Below are 17,626 nucleotides of genomic sequence, written 5' to 3'. Positions count from 1 at the left end.
GGAGGAAATGATGATGAAATATCGTAAACTTGGCAGTACAGGGATGAATGTATCGGTGATCGGCTTGGGTACTTGGCAGTTCGGTGGAGAGTGGGGCAAGGATTTCACTCAAGCAGAAGTCGATTCCATGCTAGATAAGGCTGGAGAGCTCGGTATTAACCTGATTGATACGGCAGAATGTTATGGAGATCACTTGTCAGAGAAGTTCATCGGGGGTTATCTGGCTCGCCGGAAACGTGAGGACTGGATTGTAGCTACGAAATTCGGTCATCATTTTCAGGGACATTTGCAGCGGGAACAGTTATGGCGTGCTGAGGATGTGCTGAAGCAGCTGGATGATTCCCTGCGTGCACTTCAGACCGAGTACATCGACCTCTATCAATTCCATTCCGGAACGGATGAGCAATTCGATAATGACAAGTTGTGGAGCATGCTCGACAGACAGAAGCAGGCAGGGAAAATCCGTCATTTAGGCGTCTCGATAAGTGCATCAGTCTCGGGTGTACATCAGACCTCTGCAGCAGCGGATGTGCAAGCAGAGGCCATACAAGTAGTATATAATCGGCTGGATCGTCAACCTGAGGAAGAGATTCTTCCACTCTGCATCGAGCATAAATTAGGTGTGTTGGCGCGTGTTCCGTTAGCGAGTGGTTATTTAAGCGGCAAGTACAAGCCGGATGCGGTATTTGGTCAGGGTGATGTGCGTGCTAACCATAAAGAGGATGTAAGGCAAAAACAGCTGCGCGCTGTAGCTGAAATTGCTGCCAATGAAGTCCCTTCTGGACTCGATATGGCGCAGTGGGCTTTGGCGTGGTGCCTTCAGCATCCCGCAGTAACCAGTGTAATTCCCGGTTGTAAAAATGTAGAACAAGTTATCTCCAACGCTAGTGCTGCCGATCTGGACATGGTGAAGGACATTACACAATAAGCTGGGAACTACACCGAAAAAAGCGCTTTGACCTTCGCTTCTGCGGGATCCTCATTGTAGATATGAGTCCAACTGTTCGTAGAAGCATCATAAAAATAGTCCTGTTTCCATTGTTGGAAATGGATCACGATAGTTCGTACAGCGGATACAATTCTCTCTACCTCCTGATTTGTCATAATGGGGTGTAGAGAGATGCGGATCCAACCCGGTCTAAGCGACTGGTCTCCTATAGTAATTGCCTCAGCGATCTGAGCAGATTGCGCCCACCCTAATTCAAGTAAGTAATGCCCATAAGGACCTGCACAAGAGCAACCACCCCGGGCTTGTATACCAAAGCGATCATTCAGTAGTTGAACTGCAAGATTATAATGAATATCACGTAGTGTAAAAGAGACAATGCCATGACGTTCTGTATGATGTCCAGCTAGCAGCGAGCATTCGGGTATGCTACGGAGTCCGTTCATTAATTGCTGGCATAGCTCGTGCTCTCTAATCACCATATATTGACCGTTTCCATTCATCTGTTCCTTCAGCTTCACACAAAGTGCCGTCCGAAAAGCTTGCAGAAACCCCGGTGTTCCCCCGTCTTCCCGCATCTCTATTTCGTTGGTGTAGCGGCGTCCTCCCCAAGGATTGACCCAAGCCACTGTACCTCCACCCGGTTCGTCAGGAATACGTCCATTACTTAGAGCCTCATCAAAAATTAGAACGCCATTCGTGCCCGGTCCACCCAGAAATTTATGCGGAGAAAAAAAGATTGCATCCAGCTTCTCCAGCGGTGAGACAGGATGCATATCGATAGGTTCATAGGGAGCGCTGGCGGCAAAATCTACAAAACATAGGCCTCCGTGACGGTGCATAATCGCGGCAAGCTTCTGGTAGGGAGTCTGAATTCCGGTCACATTGGAGCAAGCCGTAAATGAACCGATTTTCCAGCGGCGATGCTGATACAATTTCAACTGGGCTTCAAGCTGCTGAAGATCTATATTTCCGTTTTCTCCGGGAGGAACAGTCACAACATCACCAATCCCCTCCTGCCAGGGAAGGATATTGGAATGATGCTCCATATGGCTGGTGAAGATCACAGGACGTTCCTCCATCGAATGGGCGCTATAGTCCTGAATCCACTCAGGGAGTCTTAAGCCCATGATACGCTGCAGCTTGTTTACGGCTGCCGTTGTTCCATTTCCGCAGAAGAGCAGGATGTCCTGAGGGCCAGCATTTACATGCTTTTTAATAATTTGTCGCGCTTCATTATAAGCCAGTGTCATGGTTAAACCGGTCGTGTTGGAGTCTGTATGTGGATTACTAACATATGGACCGAAGGCTTCCTGCAGCTTCCGTTCAATCGGTTCATATAAGCGTCCGCTTGCGGTCCAATCGGCATACAGCAGGGGCTGTCTACCATAGGGTGTGGTGATCTGATGCCGAATTCCAATGGTGTGCTCACGAAAAATCTCGAAATGGTTTTGTAGTGAAGCGGGCGTCTCTGCAGAAGAGGCGTGGATGATGTTTAGCACGGATTTCCCTCCAGCCCGTACGCCGATAGTGGTAAGGTCATAGTTTATTTTCGGCGTGCCAGTAGTTTCTATGGCATCAGTATATGCTTGCTTGGAGAATTGGGTTAAAGCCTAGGTGGAGTTTATAGGAATAACAAATAAAGGAGATAGAGGTGAATGATGTAATTAATATACAACATTGTTTTTTATTTACTTATAATGAAACTTTTTGAGATCTACTGCGTCAAATAATACGATTTGAAATAATGAATGTACCATGAAGTAAAAGCACTGTCTCGTTATATAAGAGGAAGGTAAAGTTAGGGGCCACTTATATTCATAAATGGAGCAGAGGAGTCAAATCATGCATTTAAAAAAACTATCATTAGTTGTACTATTGGCCGTATCTCAGACTGCTGCGGCAGTGCCCGTTTTTGCTGAAGCTGGAAATATTACCTCCAGTAACACCAGTGGAGTAAGAGTGGCTACTACATCTGTTGCGGAAGTAATTCCAGAAGCTACTGATCCATTGCCATTATTGACACGTCCGGTAGCAGAAGGGGCAACAGCAACAGCAACAGCAACAGCAACAGCAACACCAACACCAACAGCGACAGTAACGCCTATTACAGGGGTAACAACCGATTCTACTTTAACAACGTTACCATCCCCCACACCGAGTCCAAGTCTTACACTTATACCTGCGACCACCACACCACCGATTACAACTGATATAGTTAATGCAGGGGCTAGCAATCAGCTTGTACTTATGATGAATAGTAACAAAATGTATCAGAATGGCATTGAATATTTGGCTAATCAGCCAATGGCAGTGAAGAATGGCGTTTCCTACGTTTCGATTAGAGCTATGGTTGAACGTGTAGGTGTGAAATACATTTACGATTATAAGACGAAAGAGACTATTGTTACTAAAGGCAGCGACGTTATGCGGTTCAAGACAGACAGTAAGATTTATTCCGTAAATGGTAAGAATGTGACAATGAAAGGTCCAGCATATCAATTCAAAGGAACCTTTATGATTCCATTGACGTCCATTACTGGGGCGCTGGGCATTCCGTATACCGTGGATAATGTGCAAAAACGAGTCATTCTTTCGCTAAATTTGAAGCCTAAAGCTTCTTTTACAGTACCGGCTATAATTTATGCTGGTGATCCAGTGAATTTCCTGACTTCTAGCTCTTCACCGATTGGTTCAGCCATAGTTGAAGAGAAGTGGGAAGGGAAGCAGGATATCTATGATACACCTGGGCAATATGTAGTATCCTACTCTGTTAGGGATGCTAATGGACAATGGAGTGATCCTTACTCAACGACGATCACGATTCTAAAACCGAATACACCGCCGGTTGCAAATTTTACGACCGATAAGAATTCCTACAAAATGGGTGAGATGATCACTTATACGGATATGAGCACCGACCCAGACGGAGATACACTTAAAACAACGACCTGGACGAATAAAGCGGAAGCTTTCTTCACGCCTGGTCCTGCAACAGTTTCTATTCAAGTAGAAGATTCACATGGCGCAATCAGCACTTTTGAAAAAGTCATTAATATTACGGGTGAAGTCTTGTACAGTAAGGAAGATTTCTATAGATTGTTCGCTTCTCCGGGTAGTGTATTTGATATTGACGGATCTAATGTTCCAAACTGGCAGAAGGTAGCTTATACGCTCACTTCTGAGCCTTATAATCTTATTCGCGCTAACAGTCCAGAAACCGTAAATATGGAAGGGATTACTTATCGTGAAACATCGTTCGGTGGAACCCGCTTTTTGATTCACCACAAGAATAATATGAATACTAAAATGAAGGTATATGTGATAGCTAAGAACAACAATCTATCCCCTACGACGATCACAACAGAATATTTAGGCGTTGGAGGCCCACATCCCTTTCCGGAAGCTACGGGTAAACTCTCAGTGCAACGTTACTGGGAATCCATGCAAACGAAAAAAGATTACAAGACAACGGTCCTGCAACCTGGTGAAAGCGTCTCTATCCTGTCTGATCTGAATAATATTGCAATAAAACCGAGCGAAATCGTTTCACTCCAAGCGGACTTATATAGTGATTATCCTATTGAATACAATGTTATGATGATTGATGCGAATAAAGATCCGTTAACCACACTTCCTATGCTTCCAATACTGGATCGTGATGGCGTGCATAACCGAGGGACTTATGCTGATTCTACACGTATCATGACTGTTACGGATGAAGTAGGGAGAACACCTGCGAGACTTCTCATCGGTGATAATTCAAGTGATTTGAATTTGATGGGCACCGACCCTATGTCAGGAACTGGTGCATCCAATGCAGGCAACTTCGGAGTACTATACAAAATCAAATTTGAACATGTTGCTCCAAATTCATTAATTACCTTTAACCCGCGTGGTGGTAATTATATGGGACCTGTTATGGTGAATGGTCAAATTGTTCAAATGCCAAGTACCGGCAGTATTACAAATGCAAACTTGAATAGTGTGGTTTATCGTATAGGTGATGAAGGGGGCTCTGTTGAGATATTGTTCACTGCAGCGTCTGGTAGTAATTTGCCGGTTAACTTCCTGATTACACCGCAACCACCGAAGAGATAGTTATGCAAAGTAATCATTAGGGGGACCAAAAGGCGAGATTCCATTCAGCTATGAATGAGAATTCGCCTTTTTGCTTGTCATTTCATGTGATCTTTTCGATACTCCCTTGCGGTCATGCCTAGATGCGTCTTGCAGTAGGTAGAGAAGTAGGCAGAGGAAGCGAAGCCGAAGATATCACTAATATCCTGAAGCGCCATATTTGTATGGATCAGGAAGTTCTTGATCGCATCCATTCTTTCTTTATGGATGAAGTTGAGGACAGTGCTCCCTGTTTCTTGTTTGAATAGCGTTGCGAGGTAATTCGGATGCAACTGCACGATTTCCGCAACTCGCTCTAGCGTAGGCTTCTCTTCAATGTGCTTTTTAATATAGGCGATCGTCTTATTAATGATGGGTCCATACGAATACGAACGATGGGTTGAGATGACACTAATAAAGCTATTTAGCATGAGGTATTCAATCTCAACGGTCTTCACGATCGAGTCGCTCTCATCAATTAAGTTGATGTAATGGTCACTGAGAATGAACGCGGACTCGGAATCGACTCCCGCCTCAATGATCGCACGCGTAAAAATGGTGCAGCTAGCGACTAGAGAATATTTCAACGACTGTAAAGGCTTCGGTGACAGGTTGGCTCGTTCCAGCAGGTTGATTTCATTCAATATTTTAACGGCACCTTCACGATCAATGCGTTGGATTGCATAGACGAGCTTCTTTTCGTGCTCATAGGAAGGGTGCATATAGTTCTGATAGCGATTCTTCGCCATATTGCGTTCGAGGACGGCAGTAATGTCTAGCATGGATAATCTCCTTTAGGCTACCTGTTTAAGGGAGGATTTTACAATATAATCCGTATTTATAAATCGAAACTAATGTTAAGAATTTATAATTAAGTGTTATATTATCGTGTAATATCAGTTTTGTAAAGGCTTTCAATTTTAGAAATACAAATAAAAATTATGAAATCTTCAGAAGAGGGGTATTGCAGATGAAGAAAAAAGTAGGGGCAGCATTATTATCTGTAGCTATGTTATCCACGTTAGTCGCTTGTGGAGCAAAAAGTGATGATGGGGCAAACAAGGCAAATAGCGCAGACACAACGTCTAAAGGAACTGGTAAAAAAGCGGTTATTACAATCATTCAGAATAAAGTAGAAATCCAAAGTGCACTAGAGGATGCAGTGAAAGAATTCAATAAAACTCAAGATAAATATGAAGTACAAGCATTAGGAGCAGCAGGTGACAACCTGATGACGGTGCTCCAGACACAATTCAGCTCCGCACCAGAAAAAGCACCAACCATTTTCACAACAGCATCTGGCTCAGAGTTTCAAAAATATCTTCCATATATGGCACCCTTGGATGATATGAAAGCGGCTAGCAAAATTGTTGAAGGACAAGATACAGCAGCGCGTAATGATGGTAAATTATATGGCTTGCCAGTTGCGCTTGAAGGCTTCGGACTTATCTACAATAAGGATATGTTCAAGGAAGCAGGCGTGAATGCGGATGATATTAAGACATGGGATGATCTTGTAGCAGCAAGCACGAAGCTAGAGCAAGTGAAGGGCGTGAAGAAGGCAATCGCGTATGCACAAGAGTCTTACTTCCGGTTCATGCATCCATTTAACTGGCCATTTGCAGTAATGAAAGACACAGCCGGTACGATTGCAAAGATCAATGCTGGTGAATTGAAGCTTCAAGATATTCCTGAATTGAAAGAGTACGTTGCTGATCTGGACAAGATCAAAGACCATACGAACTTGAGTAAGGATACGTATGATGAACAAGTTGCAGGCTTCGCGGCAGGACAATATGCGATGATTCACCAAGGAAACTGGGCACAAGGTCTCTTGAACGATTATGATGTGAAATTTGAATACGGTTTCTTGCCAGTACCGTTCGAAGGTAATCAAGGTATTGCGGTAGGTAACAGTAACTTCTTCCGCGTGAACAAGCATGCATCGGAAGATCAACAAGCGGGTGCGAAGGCGTTCTTGGATTGGTTGCTAACAGATCCAGCGGGTCAGCACTATGTAACGGATGAGTTTAACTTTATCCCTGTGTACTCCGGTTTTGATACTAGCAAAATGGATCCGTTATCCCAAGAAGTGAACCGTTATGCAAGTGAAGGCAAGACAGTGAAATGGGTATTCGATCAATTCCCAGCGGGAGCAGATCAAGAGTTTGCGAACCAAATGGAAAAATACTATGCAGGAAAATTAACGGGCGAGGGCTTGTTAGAAGCACTTCAGAATGTTTGGATGACTGCGGTTAAAAAATAATCGTATGGCTATGGAGGCTGCTTCTCGAATATTCGTTAAGCGGCCTCTTCCTGTTTTGTAGAAATGGATAAGAGGTGAAACCATTGAAGAAAAGTGTAAAGAGAAATTTAATAGCCGCAGCTTTTATTGTTCCATCATTATTCATCTTTATAAATGTAGTCATCATTCCATTCGTTATGGGGATTGTGTACTCTTTTACAGATTGGGATGGGTTTAAATTTGCAGGTTCTAACTTTGTAGGCTTCGATAATTATGTACGGGTGTTTCAAGATTCAGATTTTCTTACATCCTTCGGCCTGACATTTAAATATGCCGTATGCATGATTATTCTCGTTAACGTTATCGGACTTTCACTCGCGATGCTGGTGACTTCCAAAATTAAGTCGCGTAATCTTTTACGCTCAATATACTTCCTGCCGAACTTGATCGGTGGTCTGATCCTAGGTTTCATCTGGAAGTTCGTATTCACGAAATTCTTCGTACAGGTTGGAGAAGTAATGGGGAATAGCTCGATCTTCTTCAATTGGTTGGATGATCCGACGGCTTCCTTCTGGGCGCTGGTCTTCGTAGGAACATGGCAAATGGCCGGCTACGTCATGATCATCTACATCGCAGCTATTCAAGGTGTTTCGGATGAGGTGCTGGAGGCAGCTGATATGGATGGCGCAGGCGGATGGATGCGATTCCGCAAAATTATGTTCCCACTCATTATGCCAGCCTTCACGATCAGCTTGTTCTTGACGCTGTCGAACGCATTCAAACAATATGATACCAATATCTCACTAACGAACGGTGGTCCTTACGGTACAACCGAGCTTGTTGCAATGAATATCTTTAAAACCGCGTTTAGTATGAATCAATATGCGCTCGCGCAATCCAAGGCGATTATTTTCTTCCTCGTCATCTTAGTTGTGACGGTTACGCAGGTCGTTATCTCGAAGAAAAGGGAGGTTGAACAATAATGAAACGTCGCAATAAATCAACTTCAATATTGCTTGAAGTTATAGCTTGGGTTAGTGGACTTCTTATGCTGTTGCCTATGTATATTATGTTTGTGAATTCGTTCAAAGGACGTGCCGAGATATTCACCGATACGTTCGGCCTACCGGAATCTTTTTCCTTCGAGTACTATGCTGCGGCAATGGACAAAATGAACTTTTTGTCAGCATTTAAAAACTCACTCTTAGTGAGTGTCATTAGTATTGGGCTTATTATTATCTTCTCAGCGATGACATCTTGGATGCTTGTTCGCATGAAGAATAAATTGTCCAATGGCATTCTCCTCTTATTCGTAGGTACGATGCTCATCCCGTTTCAATCGGTGATGATTCCGTTAATGCAATATTTAAACAAATGGGATATCCCATCACTTAATTTCTCTATGATTAATACACATTATGGCCTAATTTTCATGTACATCGGATTTGGGCTAAGTATGTCGGTCTTCCTCTATCACGGTTTTATTAAAGGGGTACCGATTGCTCTTGAAGAAGCGGCAATGATCGAAGGCTGTAATACGTGGCAGACATTCTGGAAGGTTGTATTCCCAATGCTTACGCCAATTACGATGACTGTAGGAATCTTGAATCTATTGTGGATTTGGAATGACTATTTACTTCCATCCTTGACCTTAACAAGCCCAGCGCTTCGTACCATTCCATTGTCAACCTTCTTCTTCTTCGGAGAATTTACAATTCAGTGGAACCTTGCAATGGCAGGACTTGTCGTATCGATTATTCCGGTTATTATCTTTTATCTGTTCGCACAGAAATACATTATTAAAGGCGTTATGGCAGGTGCTGTGAAATAAAATTGGATGAGGGGGCCTTCATATGAAGTCGGGCTGGATTATTGAGAATCATAGGGATATGCAAGACCTCGGCGTTAGTGAGAGTATTTTTAATGTGGCTAATGGTTATGTAGGTGTTCGAGGTAATTTTGAAGAAGGTTATGAAGGTGACGAGCCAACGGTTCGTGGAACATATATAAATGCATTTTATGATATTACACCGATGCTATATGGGGAGAGCGCGTATGGCTTTCCCGATACACAACAGAAGCTTGTGAATGTGATGGATGTACAGGATGTGACCATTCATATCGGGGAGGAGAAGTTCAGTCTTTTCACAGGAACGGTCGTTTCCCAGCGTCGTTATCTCGATATGCGCGAAGGTAAGTACGTACGGCTCGTGCACTGGATTTCACCACAAGGTAAAGAGGTCGAAATTTCATTCACACGCATGGCGTCATTGACAACACTCGAATTGTTCACGATAGATATTGAGGTAACTCGTATCAATTGTCAGGATGAAGTGACGATTACCTCTGGCGTGAATGGCAATGTAAGTAACTATACGAATGCGAAGGACCCTCGTGTTGCATCGGGTCATGCCAAGCTATTGGATATGAAGAATATCGAGGTGTTCGACGAGACCTCCTTACAAATCGTGCTTGAGACAAATACGTCGAAGCTACAAGTGGCGGCAACAACAGTTCATCAGACAACGCCTGCGGTGAACGGTGAACTGATCAAGGGTGAGAAAAGTGTAATGGTGCGGTATGCGTTCCCAGCAGGGAAGGATATTGTTCAATTCACAAAATTCAACGTATTTACAGATACACGTCGACACGAAGATCCAGCTGCTCACGGACGTGAGTTGATGGCTTTGGTATTAACGCAAGGGATTCAAGCGGCTTACATGGCACAAGAAGTATATTTACAACATTTTTGGGAAATTGCAAATATCGAGATCCAAGGTGATGAGGTACTTGAGCAAGGTCTTCGATATAACGTATATCAGTTGCTGCAATCTGTGGGCAAAGATAAATACAGTAACATCGCAGCCAAAGGCTTAAGCGGTGAGGGCTACGAGGGACATTATTTCTGGGATACCGAAATCTATATCCTGCCGTTCTTCATCCTCTGTCAGCCAGAGCTGGCGAAGCAGTTGCTTCGTTACCGTTATACGATTCTAGGTGAAGCGAAGAAGCGTGCGTTAGAGCTAGGCCACAACAAGGGGGCCGCTTACGCATGGCGTACCATTACAGGGGAAGAGTGCTCGGGGTACTTCCCAGCTGGTACGGCACAGTATCATATTAATGGTGATATTGCTTATACGTATATTCAATATTATCTCGCGACAGGCGATAAAGATTTCATTGCGGAATTCGGTGCGGAAGTCGTATTTGAAACTGCAAGAACTTGGATGGAGCTAGGTCATTATCATGAAGGTCTATTCAAGATTGATGATGTAACAGGTCCGGATGAGTATACGGCCATCGTAAACAATAACTATTACACGAATGTACTTGCAAAATATAATCTAGAGTGGGCTGCATCGTGGTATAAGCAGCTGGCAGAAACTCATCCTGCGGCATGGGAAGCTTTGTGTAGTCGCATTGGCTTAACAACAGATGAGATTACAGCATTTGAAGAAGCGGCTGCGAAGATGTATCTGCCTTTCGATGAGAAGTTGAACATTCATGCACAAGATGATTCTTTCTTAGCGAAGAAGGTGTGGGATTTCGAGAACACACCGGAAGAAAAACACCCACTGTTGCTTCACTATCACCCGCTACACATCTATCGTCATCAGGTGTTGAAGCAGGCCGATACGGTGCTGGCGCATTTCTTGCTCGAGGATGGCATTTCAACCGATGTCTTGCGGAACTCCTACGATTATTACGAGAAGCTGACAACTCATGATTCGTCCTTATCCTGCGCGATATATAGCATCATGGCTTCGAAGTTAGGTTACTCGGACAAGGCGTACGATTATTTCATTGAAACGGCACGAATGGATTTGGATAACACTCATGGCAACACGAAAGACGGATTGCATATGGCGAACATGGGTGGTACATGGATGTCGATCGTCTATGGCTTCTCGGGTGTAAGGATCAAGGATGATCATTTGGCATTGAACCCGACATTGCCGAAGCAATGGAAGGGATACACCTTCACGATGCGTTACCGTCAAGCGACGATTACCGTGGAAGTGAATCATTTGAAGACGCAATTAATCGTGGATGCACAAGAGCTGATTCATATCAAAGTAATGGAGAAGAGCTTCAAGATTCCAATGGGCAAGACAATCATCACGGTATAATTTATAACCTTTCAATTGAAATCCGAAGCGGCATGAGAAATTCCCCATGTCGCTTTATGTTTTCTTATATTAATTAATTTCAACCGCTAAATGAACAGCTGAACATCACTCTCCAAAGCGTCTCTTAAATACGCCGCAGCATCGATAATCTCGACCTCTGGCAGCAGTTCTTCTGTTTTAAAGCCCATGATCTCGACAGAGAGCTTGCAGGCATAGAACTTGATGTTTTTTTTACGAGCTCCTTTAAGAAAATGAATCAGCTTCGGCGCGCCTTGCTCCTCCATCATCTCCTCTAGCATCATCCGGCCCAGCCCGCTGAAATTCAAATGGGAGAGTGGCAGCTGCCCAGGGCCTTTTGGCGTAATGACATCCATCAGCTTCTCATAAATACTTTTATCCTCTAGCGTCATCTTCTCCGGATCACGCACCAGAAACAAACCCCAGAAAGAGAAAAACATCGTAACCTCTACATCAATATCTCTCGCAGCATTCGCTAGGATCAATCCCGCCATGGCTTTGTCGTATTCTCCGCTGAACATCAGAAGATTTATTTTTTTACTCACCTGCATAGTCCTCCCGTTACTTATATTGAATTATAAGAAAGTATAAGTTTCACGGTATACGTTATCCTTATAATTCTCGCATAAACGCTTAAACGTCCTTAAGAGGACGCCGAAGGCGTTTTAGCCTGGAATGTCATTAGTATGGTTATGGAGGGGAGAAGTATGCGAAGGGACCTTCCGAATTCACAAAAAAAAGCCCCCTTACGGGAGCTTCATCACCTTTATTTTGTTACCTAGCTTCTACTAATGTACTTCAGAATCTTTGGATTCTGGATCTAAGGTGCTGCGGATGTCATGGTAACGGGCGGAAAGCCAAATGCTTCCGGTAAATAATACGATGAGTCCAAGAACGATAGAAAATCGCCAGTCGCCTGCTTTGAAGTTCAGCTGAAGTACCGTTAGTACAAGCGAAACCTGGGTCCAGACCAGTGTTCTTTTGCGAAAAGCCGCAATATCTCCAGACATCTTTGGGATATTCCGAATGATCCAATAGGCAATAACTGCGAGAATAAGCGCAAATATAGCGGTTACGGCTAATTCAGAAGAGGATAGGACATGCATGGTCTCAGGCATCCTTTCGGCTTGCAAAAGTTAGGATTCAAAAAAGGTGAATTACTATTTCTTGAAAATACCTAGCGGAGCTCCGATCGGTAAGAAAGTGCGTCCGAAATGAGCGTTTAGCACAGAAGCGCCACATCCGTATAAGGATACGATACCAATTCCAAGTTCGGCACAAGCAGCAAGCTTATGGAAGAATTCTGGAGCGATACCAAAGGAATCGAAGGTTAGTCCAATAAAAAGGAAATCTATCAATACAAAAATGATAAGCAAAACTCTATTAGCCTCAACCGCGCCAATGGTCATAAAGATTGTAAAGATCAAGTAACCCAGAAATACAAATCCGAGCTGCTTAGGATCTACAGCCTCTGCAAGCGTTGGGCCGAATACGCCGAGCTTGATCAGCCAGCTGCTAGCCATGCCGAACCAAAAGAAAGCGTAGGCGCCAAAGGCGGTCATACCAAAGGTGTTGTTGTGCTTAGCATCTTGAATTGCGGCAAATAGTTGAGCAAATGCTCCGAGGAAGATAGCCCAAGGAATGACGTAGCTAAGTCCTGTTGTAAACTCAAGCTTCTGTGAAGAAGCAACCAATGTGACAATAGCCAGTCCGAATAGCCCGATGGCGCTAGGGTCTGCGGTGACGATTTTGACAGATTGGGTGTTAGGGGATTGCGCTGACATGACAGTAAAAGCCTCCATTATTATATATAGTTTTACGCTCTTAAAAACAGCACTCAAGGAGCGCTGTTCATAGGCTTGCCTATCATATCATATTGGTATGTGCTTGCCTATAAAACAGCGCTCATTTTTTGTTGTAAATGGGTGGCCTTATGTCCAATAAGAGGTTATTTACATTTTTAGCTTCAATGAAGAAACCTTTTAGCCAAACAAACCGAGGTATTATGTCAAGATTAGACATTATATGCAGTGATAATCTTCACAATCTGTTGAAAATTGATGTATAATAGTCAGTGATAATTATTATCAAGTCATAATGAAAAGGCGGTAAGCTTGAAGTGAGCAAATGGACATTATTTACGAAGGCGACCCGGTTTTGGAGTTTTTCAGTTATGCTTATCCCGATTGTTTTAGGTACAGTTGGGGCATATGTATGGGAAAGGTCATTCCATCCGGTCTTATTTATTCTAACCTTAATAGGAGCGATTTCGGCGCATCTGTTTTCCAATATGGTGAATGATCTGTGGGATTATCGCAACGGAACAGATACAGAGGCGAAGAATTCCGCTGGTGAAATCAGCACAAACTCCGGGCTACTGACAGGTGGAATCCTCTCGGAGTCTTTTTATGCAAAGATGACCTGGAGTATGTTGGCGATTGCCCTTATCTGTGGTGGAATCCTAAGTATATATAGCGGTTGGAATATCCTCTGGTTTGTACTTGTAGGTGCTTTAATCGCTTATTTCTATGTAGCCCCACCCCTGCGGTATGGCTATCGCGGTAAGGGATATAGTGAGATGGCTATCTTTATAGCTTTTGGGATCATGCCTGTGTTAGGTTCCTTTTTCGTACAAACCGGTCATTTTAGCATGAAGCCTGTCATCCTTTCATTGCCGGTTGGATTCTTGACTACATTGCTATTGTTTAATCATCATTTCTTACATTGGAAAGCGGACGAGCAGGCTGGAAAACTTACGCTTGTTGTAGTGTGGGGTGAACAGAAGGCACTTGTCTTCTCGCGTGTGCTTCTCTTCACCGGTTATGCTTCTGTAGTGATCTGTGTGCTGATGGGCGTACTTCCAGTTTATGCACTATTGGCTTTGGTTACAGCCTTCTGGCCGATTCGTATTTATCGTGGACTGAAGCCACATAATGCTTCACCAGCCTATATCCCGCTCATGGGTGCTTCACAAAAAGCCTCCGTTCGTTGCGGAGTAGTGATGGCAGCAACCTTACTAATTCAAGGATTATTCTGAAGATATAAGAATATATAGGTTTCACGCTATACATTATCCTTATATTTCTCGCATAAACGCTTACCGTCCATTAGGGATGCTGAAGGCGTTTTTGCTTGTACTAATAATTACCATACAGAAGGAGTGAGCTTTCATGGAAAAGAAGGACAAGGAACTGTTGAAGGAAGAACAAAATGTTAAAGGCAATCAAATGGTGCTTGGAGATTTCCACTCCATTTTAGAAGAAGGAAAGGTCTGGAAGACAGGTGGATTTACACTGCCTGATGGATCCTTTTGGGCTTATCGTGAACCGGAAGCAGTAGTTATCGTTCGTAATGATACGCTGTATGTGCGTGCGAAATTATCCCGCGAGAACCATCAAGTACAAATTCTAGACAATGCTAAGCATATGTATTACTCCGCGGAGCCAGTGGTAATTCCTGAGGCCGGAGAGATTAGCTTTGAGCTGCAAATTCGTAGCCGTACACAAGGAACAGCACCTGGAGATTTGTACGATGGCTATGTATCGCTGAACTTGCTTGATTTTACGACAGGTGCGGCGCTAGACTTTTTTGCGGGAAATGATAAATATGCTAGTGTATATGGTATTTTGCCGTTCCCGGGGGTACAAGTACCAGAGAGCAAAGGAACGAAATATTTCTGCATCTTTAAAGAAGATACGGATTTCAAACCACGTGAATTTAATACCTACCGCATAACGTACCACCGTGGCAACGATGAGGCTGTATTCTATTTGAATGGCCAAGAAGTGCGCCGTGAGAAAAATATTCCGATCAAGTTCAACAACTTTACAGTCGCGCTTGGAATTATGACAGAGAAGGATCTGAGTCCTGAAGGCAGTGTGTCTGTGCATGGACAGACAGTTATTGCAGAATGGTCCCCAGTGAAGATTACAACGACAGAATAGTAATACCTTGCAGGCTCAATTGATAAATAAGGGTGTATGGTGTGAATATTAAAAGCTTTCTAAGATTTGTGGAGCTGCCGACAAAAGTAGCCAGTATGATTCCCTTTCTGATGGGAACGCTGTATGCCCTGTATCGGTTTGAGGATTTTTATGTGTTGCGTTTTGGTCTGATGTTCGTTTCCCTGCTAAGCTTTGATATGGCGACGACGGCGATTAACAACTATTACGATTTCAAAAAAGCTTCTAAAACCCACGGCTATGGCTATGAGACGCATAATGCGATTGTACATTTTAAGCTAAAAGAGAGCACTGTCGTGGCGACGATTGTTATTTTGCTGGCTCTGGCTGCAGGGGGCGGGATTGCGCTTGTTACGCAGACGGGTTTACTGGTCTTTTTGCTGGGTGGGCTGTCGTTCTTGATAGGGATCCTTTATTCGTTCGGGCCGATCCCGATTTCGCGGATGCCGTTAGGTGAGTTGTTCTCGGGTTTGTTTATGGGCTTTGTCATTATTTTTATTTCTGCCTATATTCATACGGACGAGCATGTGGTATCGCTGTTGCTTCAGAACGGTTGGGTCAGCTTGAATGTCAATATTATGGAAGTGCTGTACCTGTTCTGGTTCTCTGTTCCTGCCATTCTAGGGATTGCAGGGATTATGCTCGCAAATAATATTTGTGATATTGATGAAGATGTGGAGAACCGCAGGTACACGCTTCCGGTCTACATTGGCCGACGTAATGCGCTTGTGCTGTTTAAATATCTATACTATGTCTCTTATCTGGATCTTGTAGTGCTGCTGATCTTGGGGATAAACCCTATTCTTGTCTTGGCGATTCTACTTACACTGATCCCATTGCACCGAAATATCGATTTGTTCAAACAGAAGCAGGAGAAGGCGAGTACCTTTATTCTTGCCGTCAAAAATTTCGTGTTGATGAATGCGGCCCGTATTGCTGTGCTTGGTGCGGCTGTGCTGTTAAATGTGATAATGTAATTTTTCCACTGGATTAAAAAGCAGTATCTATCGGAGTCGAATCTCCTATGGGTGCTGCTTTTTTGCGCTCTGACTGTACTTTTCTATTAGTGATGAGTTTCATTCTATGATAAGGTGTCTTAAAGTATAGTAACTAATCCAAGGGAAGAGGTGTAGCCATTATGGTACAAAAACTTCGGTGGGGAATCATAGGCTGTGCGCAGATTGCGACTGGCTCAGTGATGCCAGCTATCATGAATTCAGATTCGGGAGTGATTACAGCGGTAGCGAGTCGTGGCTTGGAAAAAAGCAGCGCTGTAGCCGCAGAGTTCGGAATAGAGAAAGCATATGGCAGTTACGAAGAGTTACTTGCGGATAAAGAAATCGATGCGGTGTATGTTCCGCTCCCTAATCATCTTCATCGAGAATGGGTGATCCGTGCGGCAGAAGCAGGTAAGCATGTGTTGTGTGAGAAACCGATCGCACTGAACAGTGCAGAGGCTGCAGAGATGGTGAAAGCATGTAACGATGCAGGCGTTCACTTAGCAGAAGCGTACATGTATCGGCATCATCCACGGATTGCTGAACTCCAGGACATTATCGCTAGCGGTGAAATCGGAGAATTACGCTCGATTCGAGGTACATTTACTTACAATGATGCTACAGACACTTCAAATATTCGTTTTAAATCGGCTTGGGGTGGCGGCTCGCTTTATGATGTTGGCTGCTATCCGTTAAGTGCGGCACGACTGTTGTTTGGGACGGAGCCGGAAGCTGTGACCGTGCATGCGAAGTTCTCCCCTGAGCATGATAATGTAGATATGATGGCTTCAGGGCTGGTGGAGTTTCCAAATGGTTTAAGCTTGATCTTTGATTGCGGAATGTGGGCATATAACCGCCAGCTCTTAGAGATTCTTGGGACCGAGGGACGAATTGAGGTGCCTATGCCTTTCAACGCTAGAGACGAGGATGCGGAATTCTTTGTGTACACTGGTGATGAGGTGAGACGGGTCGATGCCACAGGGGCTAATCCATACATACGGCAGGTGGATGATTTTGCAGCCGCTGTGTTCACAGGTAAGAGACTCATTGCACCGGAGGATCCGGTGCTAAGTATGCGTCTGGTTGAAACCTGCCTTGCTTCAGCTAAACAACGGCAAAGAATTAGCATGGTGTAACAGCGAATCTAATATGAATCTACGTTAAAAAAACCTCCGGCTTGCTGCTATAAGCAGCTGCCGGAGGTTTTT

At 43.9% G+C, this 17,626-nt stretch carries 15 protein-coding genes; 10 read left to right on the top strand and 5 right to left on the bottom strand.

Annotation, left to right across the window (positions count from 1 at the left end; translation table 11 throughout):
* Positions 1-13 precede the first annotated feature (13 nt).
* Positions 14-928: an aldo/keto reductase gene (locus tag H70737_RS28130; protein WP_042192644.1), complete on the top strand. Its 915-nt coding sequence runs from the start codon at positions 14-16 to the stop codon at positions 926-928.
* Between the two features lie 8 nt (positions 929-936).
* Here H70737_RS28130 and H70737_RS28125 read toward each other — a convergent pair whose 3' ends face one another.
* Complete coding sequence (locus tag H70737_RS28125; protein WP_042192642.1) at positions 937-2,448, bottom strand: aminotransferase class V-fold PLP-dependent enzyme; 1,512 nt, start codon at positions 2,446-2,448, stop codon at positions 937-939.
* 343 nt (positions 2,449-2,791) lie between these two features.
* On the opposite strand from H70737_RS28125, the gene H70737_RS28120 reads away from it, so the two are divergent.
* Positions 2,792-5,047 carry a copper amine oxidase N-terminal domain-containing protein gene (locus H70737_RS28120; protein WP_042192638.1) on the top strand — a complete coding sequence of 752 codons (2,256 nt, stop codon included), beginning with the start codon at positions 2,792-2,794 and terminating at the stop codon, positions 5,045-5,047.
* A gap of 77 nt (positions 5,048-5,124) precedes the next feature.
* On the opposite strand, the gene H70737_RS28115 is transcribed toward H70737_RS28120, so the two are convergent.
* A complete protein-coding gene (locus tag H70737_RS28115; protein ID WP_042192637.1) occupies positions 5,125-5,847 on the bottom strand; it encodes a helix-turn-helix transcriptional regulator in 723 nt (240 codons plus the stop codon).
* A 188-nt stretch (positions 5,848-6,035) separates the two neighbouring features.
* Between H70737_RS28115 and H70737_RS28110 the strand changes: the two genes are divergently transcribed.
* From H70737_RS28110 to H70737_RS28095, 4 genes are all read left to right on the top strand, one after another.
* Positions 6,036-7,331: an ABC transporter substrate-binding protein gene (locus H70737_RS28110; protein WP_042192635.1), complete on the top strand. Its 1,296-nt coding sequence runs from the start codon at positions 6,036-6,038 to the stop codon at positions 7,329-7,331.
* Positions 7,332-7,414: 83 nt separating this feature from the next.
* Positions 7,415-8,293, top strand: coding sequence for a carbohydrate ABC transporter permease (locus tag H70737_RS28105; RefSeq protein WP_231573358.1), 879 nt, complete (start codon positions 7,415-7,417; stop codon positions 8,291-8,293).
* Positions 8,293-9,141 (top strand): carbohydrate ABC transporter permease, encoded by an 849-nt coding sequence (locus tag H70737_RS28100; RefSeq protein ID WP_042192632.1) that lies wholly within the window; start codon positions 8,293-8,295, stop codon positions 9,139-9,141. The genes H70737_RS28105 and H70737_RS28100 overlap by 1 nt, the downstream gene beginning before the upstream one ends.
* Positions 9,142-9,163: 22 nt before the next feature.
* Positions 9,164-11,440 (top strand): glycoside hydrolase family 65 protein, encoded by a 2,277-nt coding sequence (locus H70737_RS28095; protein ID WP_042192630.1) that lies wholly within the window; start codon positions 9,164-9,166, stop codon positions 11,438-11,440.
* Between the two features lie 86 nt (positions 11,441-11,526).
* Here H70737_RS28095 and H70737_RS28090 read toward each other — a convergent pair whose 3' ends face one another.
* The 3 genes from H70737_RS28090 to H70737_RS28080 form a co-directional block, all read right to left on the bottom strand.
* Positions 11,527-12,003, bottom strand: a complete 477-nt coding sequence (locus H70737_RS28090) for a DsrE/DsrF/DrsH-like family protein (RefSeq protein ID WP_042192628.1) — start codon at positions 12,001-12,003, stop codon at positions 11,527-11,529.
* A 243-nt stretch (positions 12,004-12,246) separates the two neighbouring features.
* Positions 12,247-12,564 (bottom strand): hypothetical protein, encoded by a 318-nt coding sequence (locus H70737_RS28085; RefSeq protein WP_042192626.1) that lies wholly within the window; start codon positions 12,562-12,564, stop codon positions 12,247-12,249.
* Between the two features lie 54 nt (positions 12,565-12,618).
* The gene (locus H70737_RS28080) at positions 12,619-13,242 is read right to left on the bottom strand and encodes an acetate uptake transporter (protein WP_042192624.1); all 624 of its coding nucleotides are present in this window, start codon (positions 13,240-13,242) and stop codon (positions 12,619-12,621) included.
* 335 nt (positions 13,243-13,577) lie between these two features.
* Between H70737_RS28080 and H70737_RS28075 the strand changes: the two genes are divergently transcribed.
* The 4 genes from H70737_RS28075 to H70737_RS28060 all read left to right on the top strand — a co-directional run bounded on the left by H70737_RS28075 (position 13,578) and on the right by H70737_RS28060 (position 17,554).
* Complete coding sequence (locus tag H70737_RS28075; RefSeq protein WP_231573357.1) at positions 13,578-14,495, top strand: prenyltransferase; 918 nt, start codon at positions 13,578-13,580, stop codon at positions 14,493-14,495.
* Positions 14,496-14,628: 133 nt separating this feature from the next.
* Positions 14,629-15,402 carry a DUF6081 family protein gene (locus H70737_RS28070; RefSeq protein WP_042192620.1) on the top strand — a complete coding sequence of 258 codons (774 nt, stop codon included), beginning with the start codon at positions 14,629-14,631 and terminating at the stop codon, positions 15,400-15,402.
* A 41-nt stretch (positions 15,403-15,443) separates the two neighbouring features.
* Positions 15,444-16,397 (top strand): 1,4-dihydroxy-2-naphthoate polyprenyltransferase, encoded by a 954-nt coding sequence (gene menA, locus H70737_RS28065; RefSeq protein WP_042192618.1) that lies wholly within the window; start codon positions 15,444-15,446, stop codon positions 16,395-16,397.
* Positions 16,398-16,558: 161 nt separating this feature from the next.
* Positions 16,559-17,554, top strand: a complete 996-nt coding sequence (locus H70737_RS28060; RefSeq protein ID WP_042192615.1) for a Gfo/Idh/MocA family protein — start codon at positions 16,559-16,561, stop codon at positions 17,552-17,554.
* Positions 17,555-17,626 lie beyond the last annotated feature (72 nt).

The sequence above is a fragment of the Paenibacillus sp. FSL H7-0737 genome, from assembly GCF_000758545.1.
In the GTDB taxonomy this organism is placed as follows: domain Bacteria; phylum Bacillota; class Bacilli; order Paenibacillales; family Paenibacillaceae; genus Paenibacillus_AQ.
The sequence above is the reverse complement of the archived record's forward strand: the minus strand, read 5'-3'. Positions and strand labels throughout refer to the sequence as shown.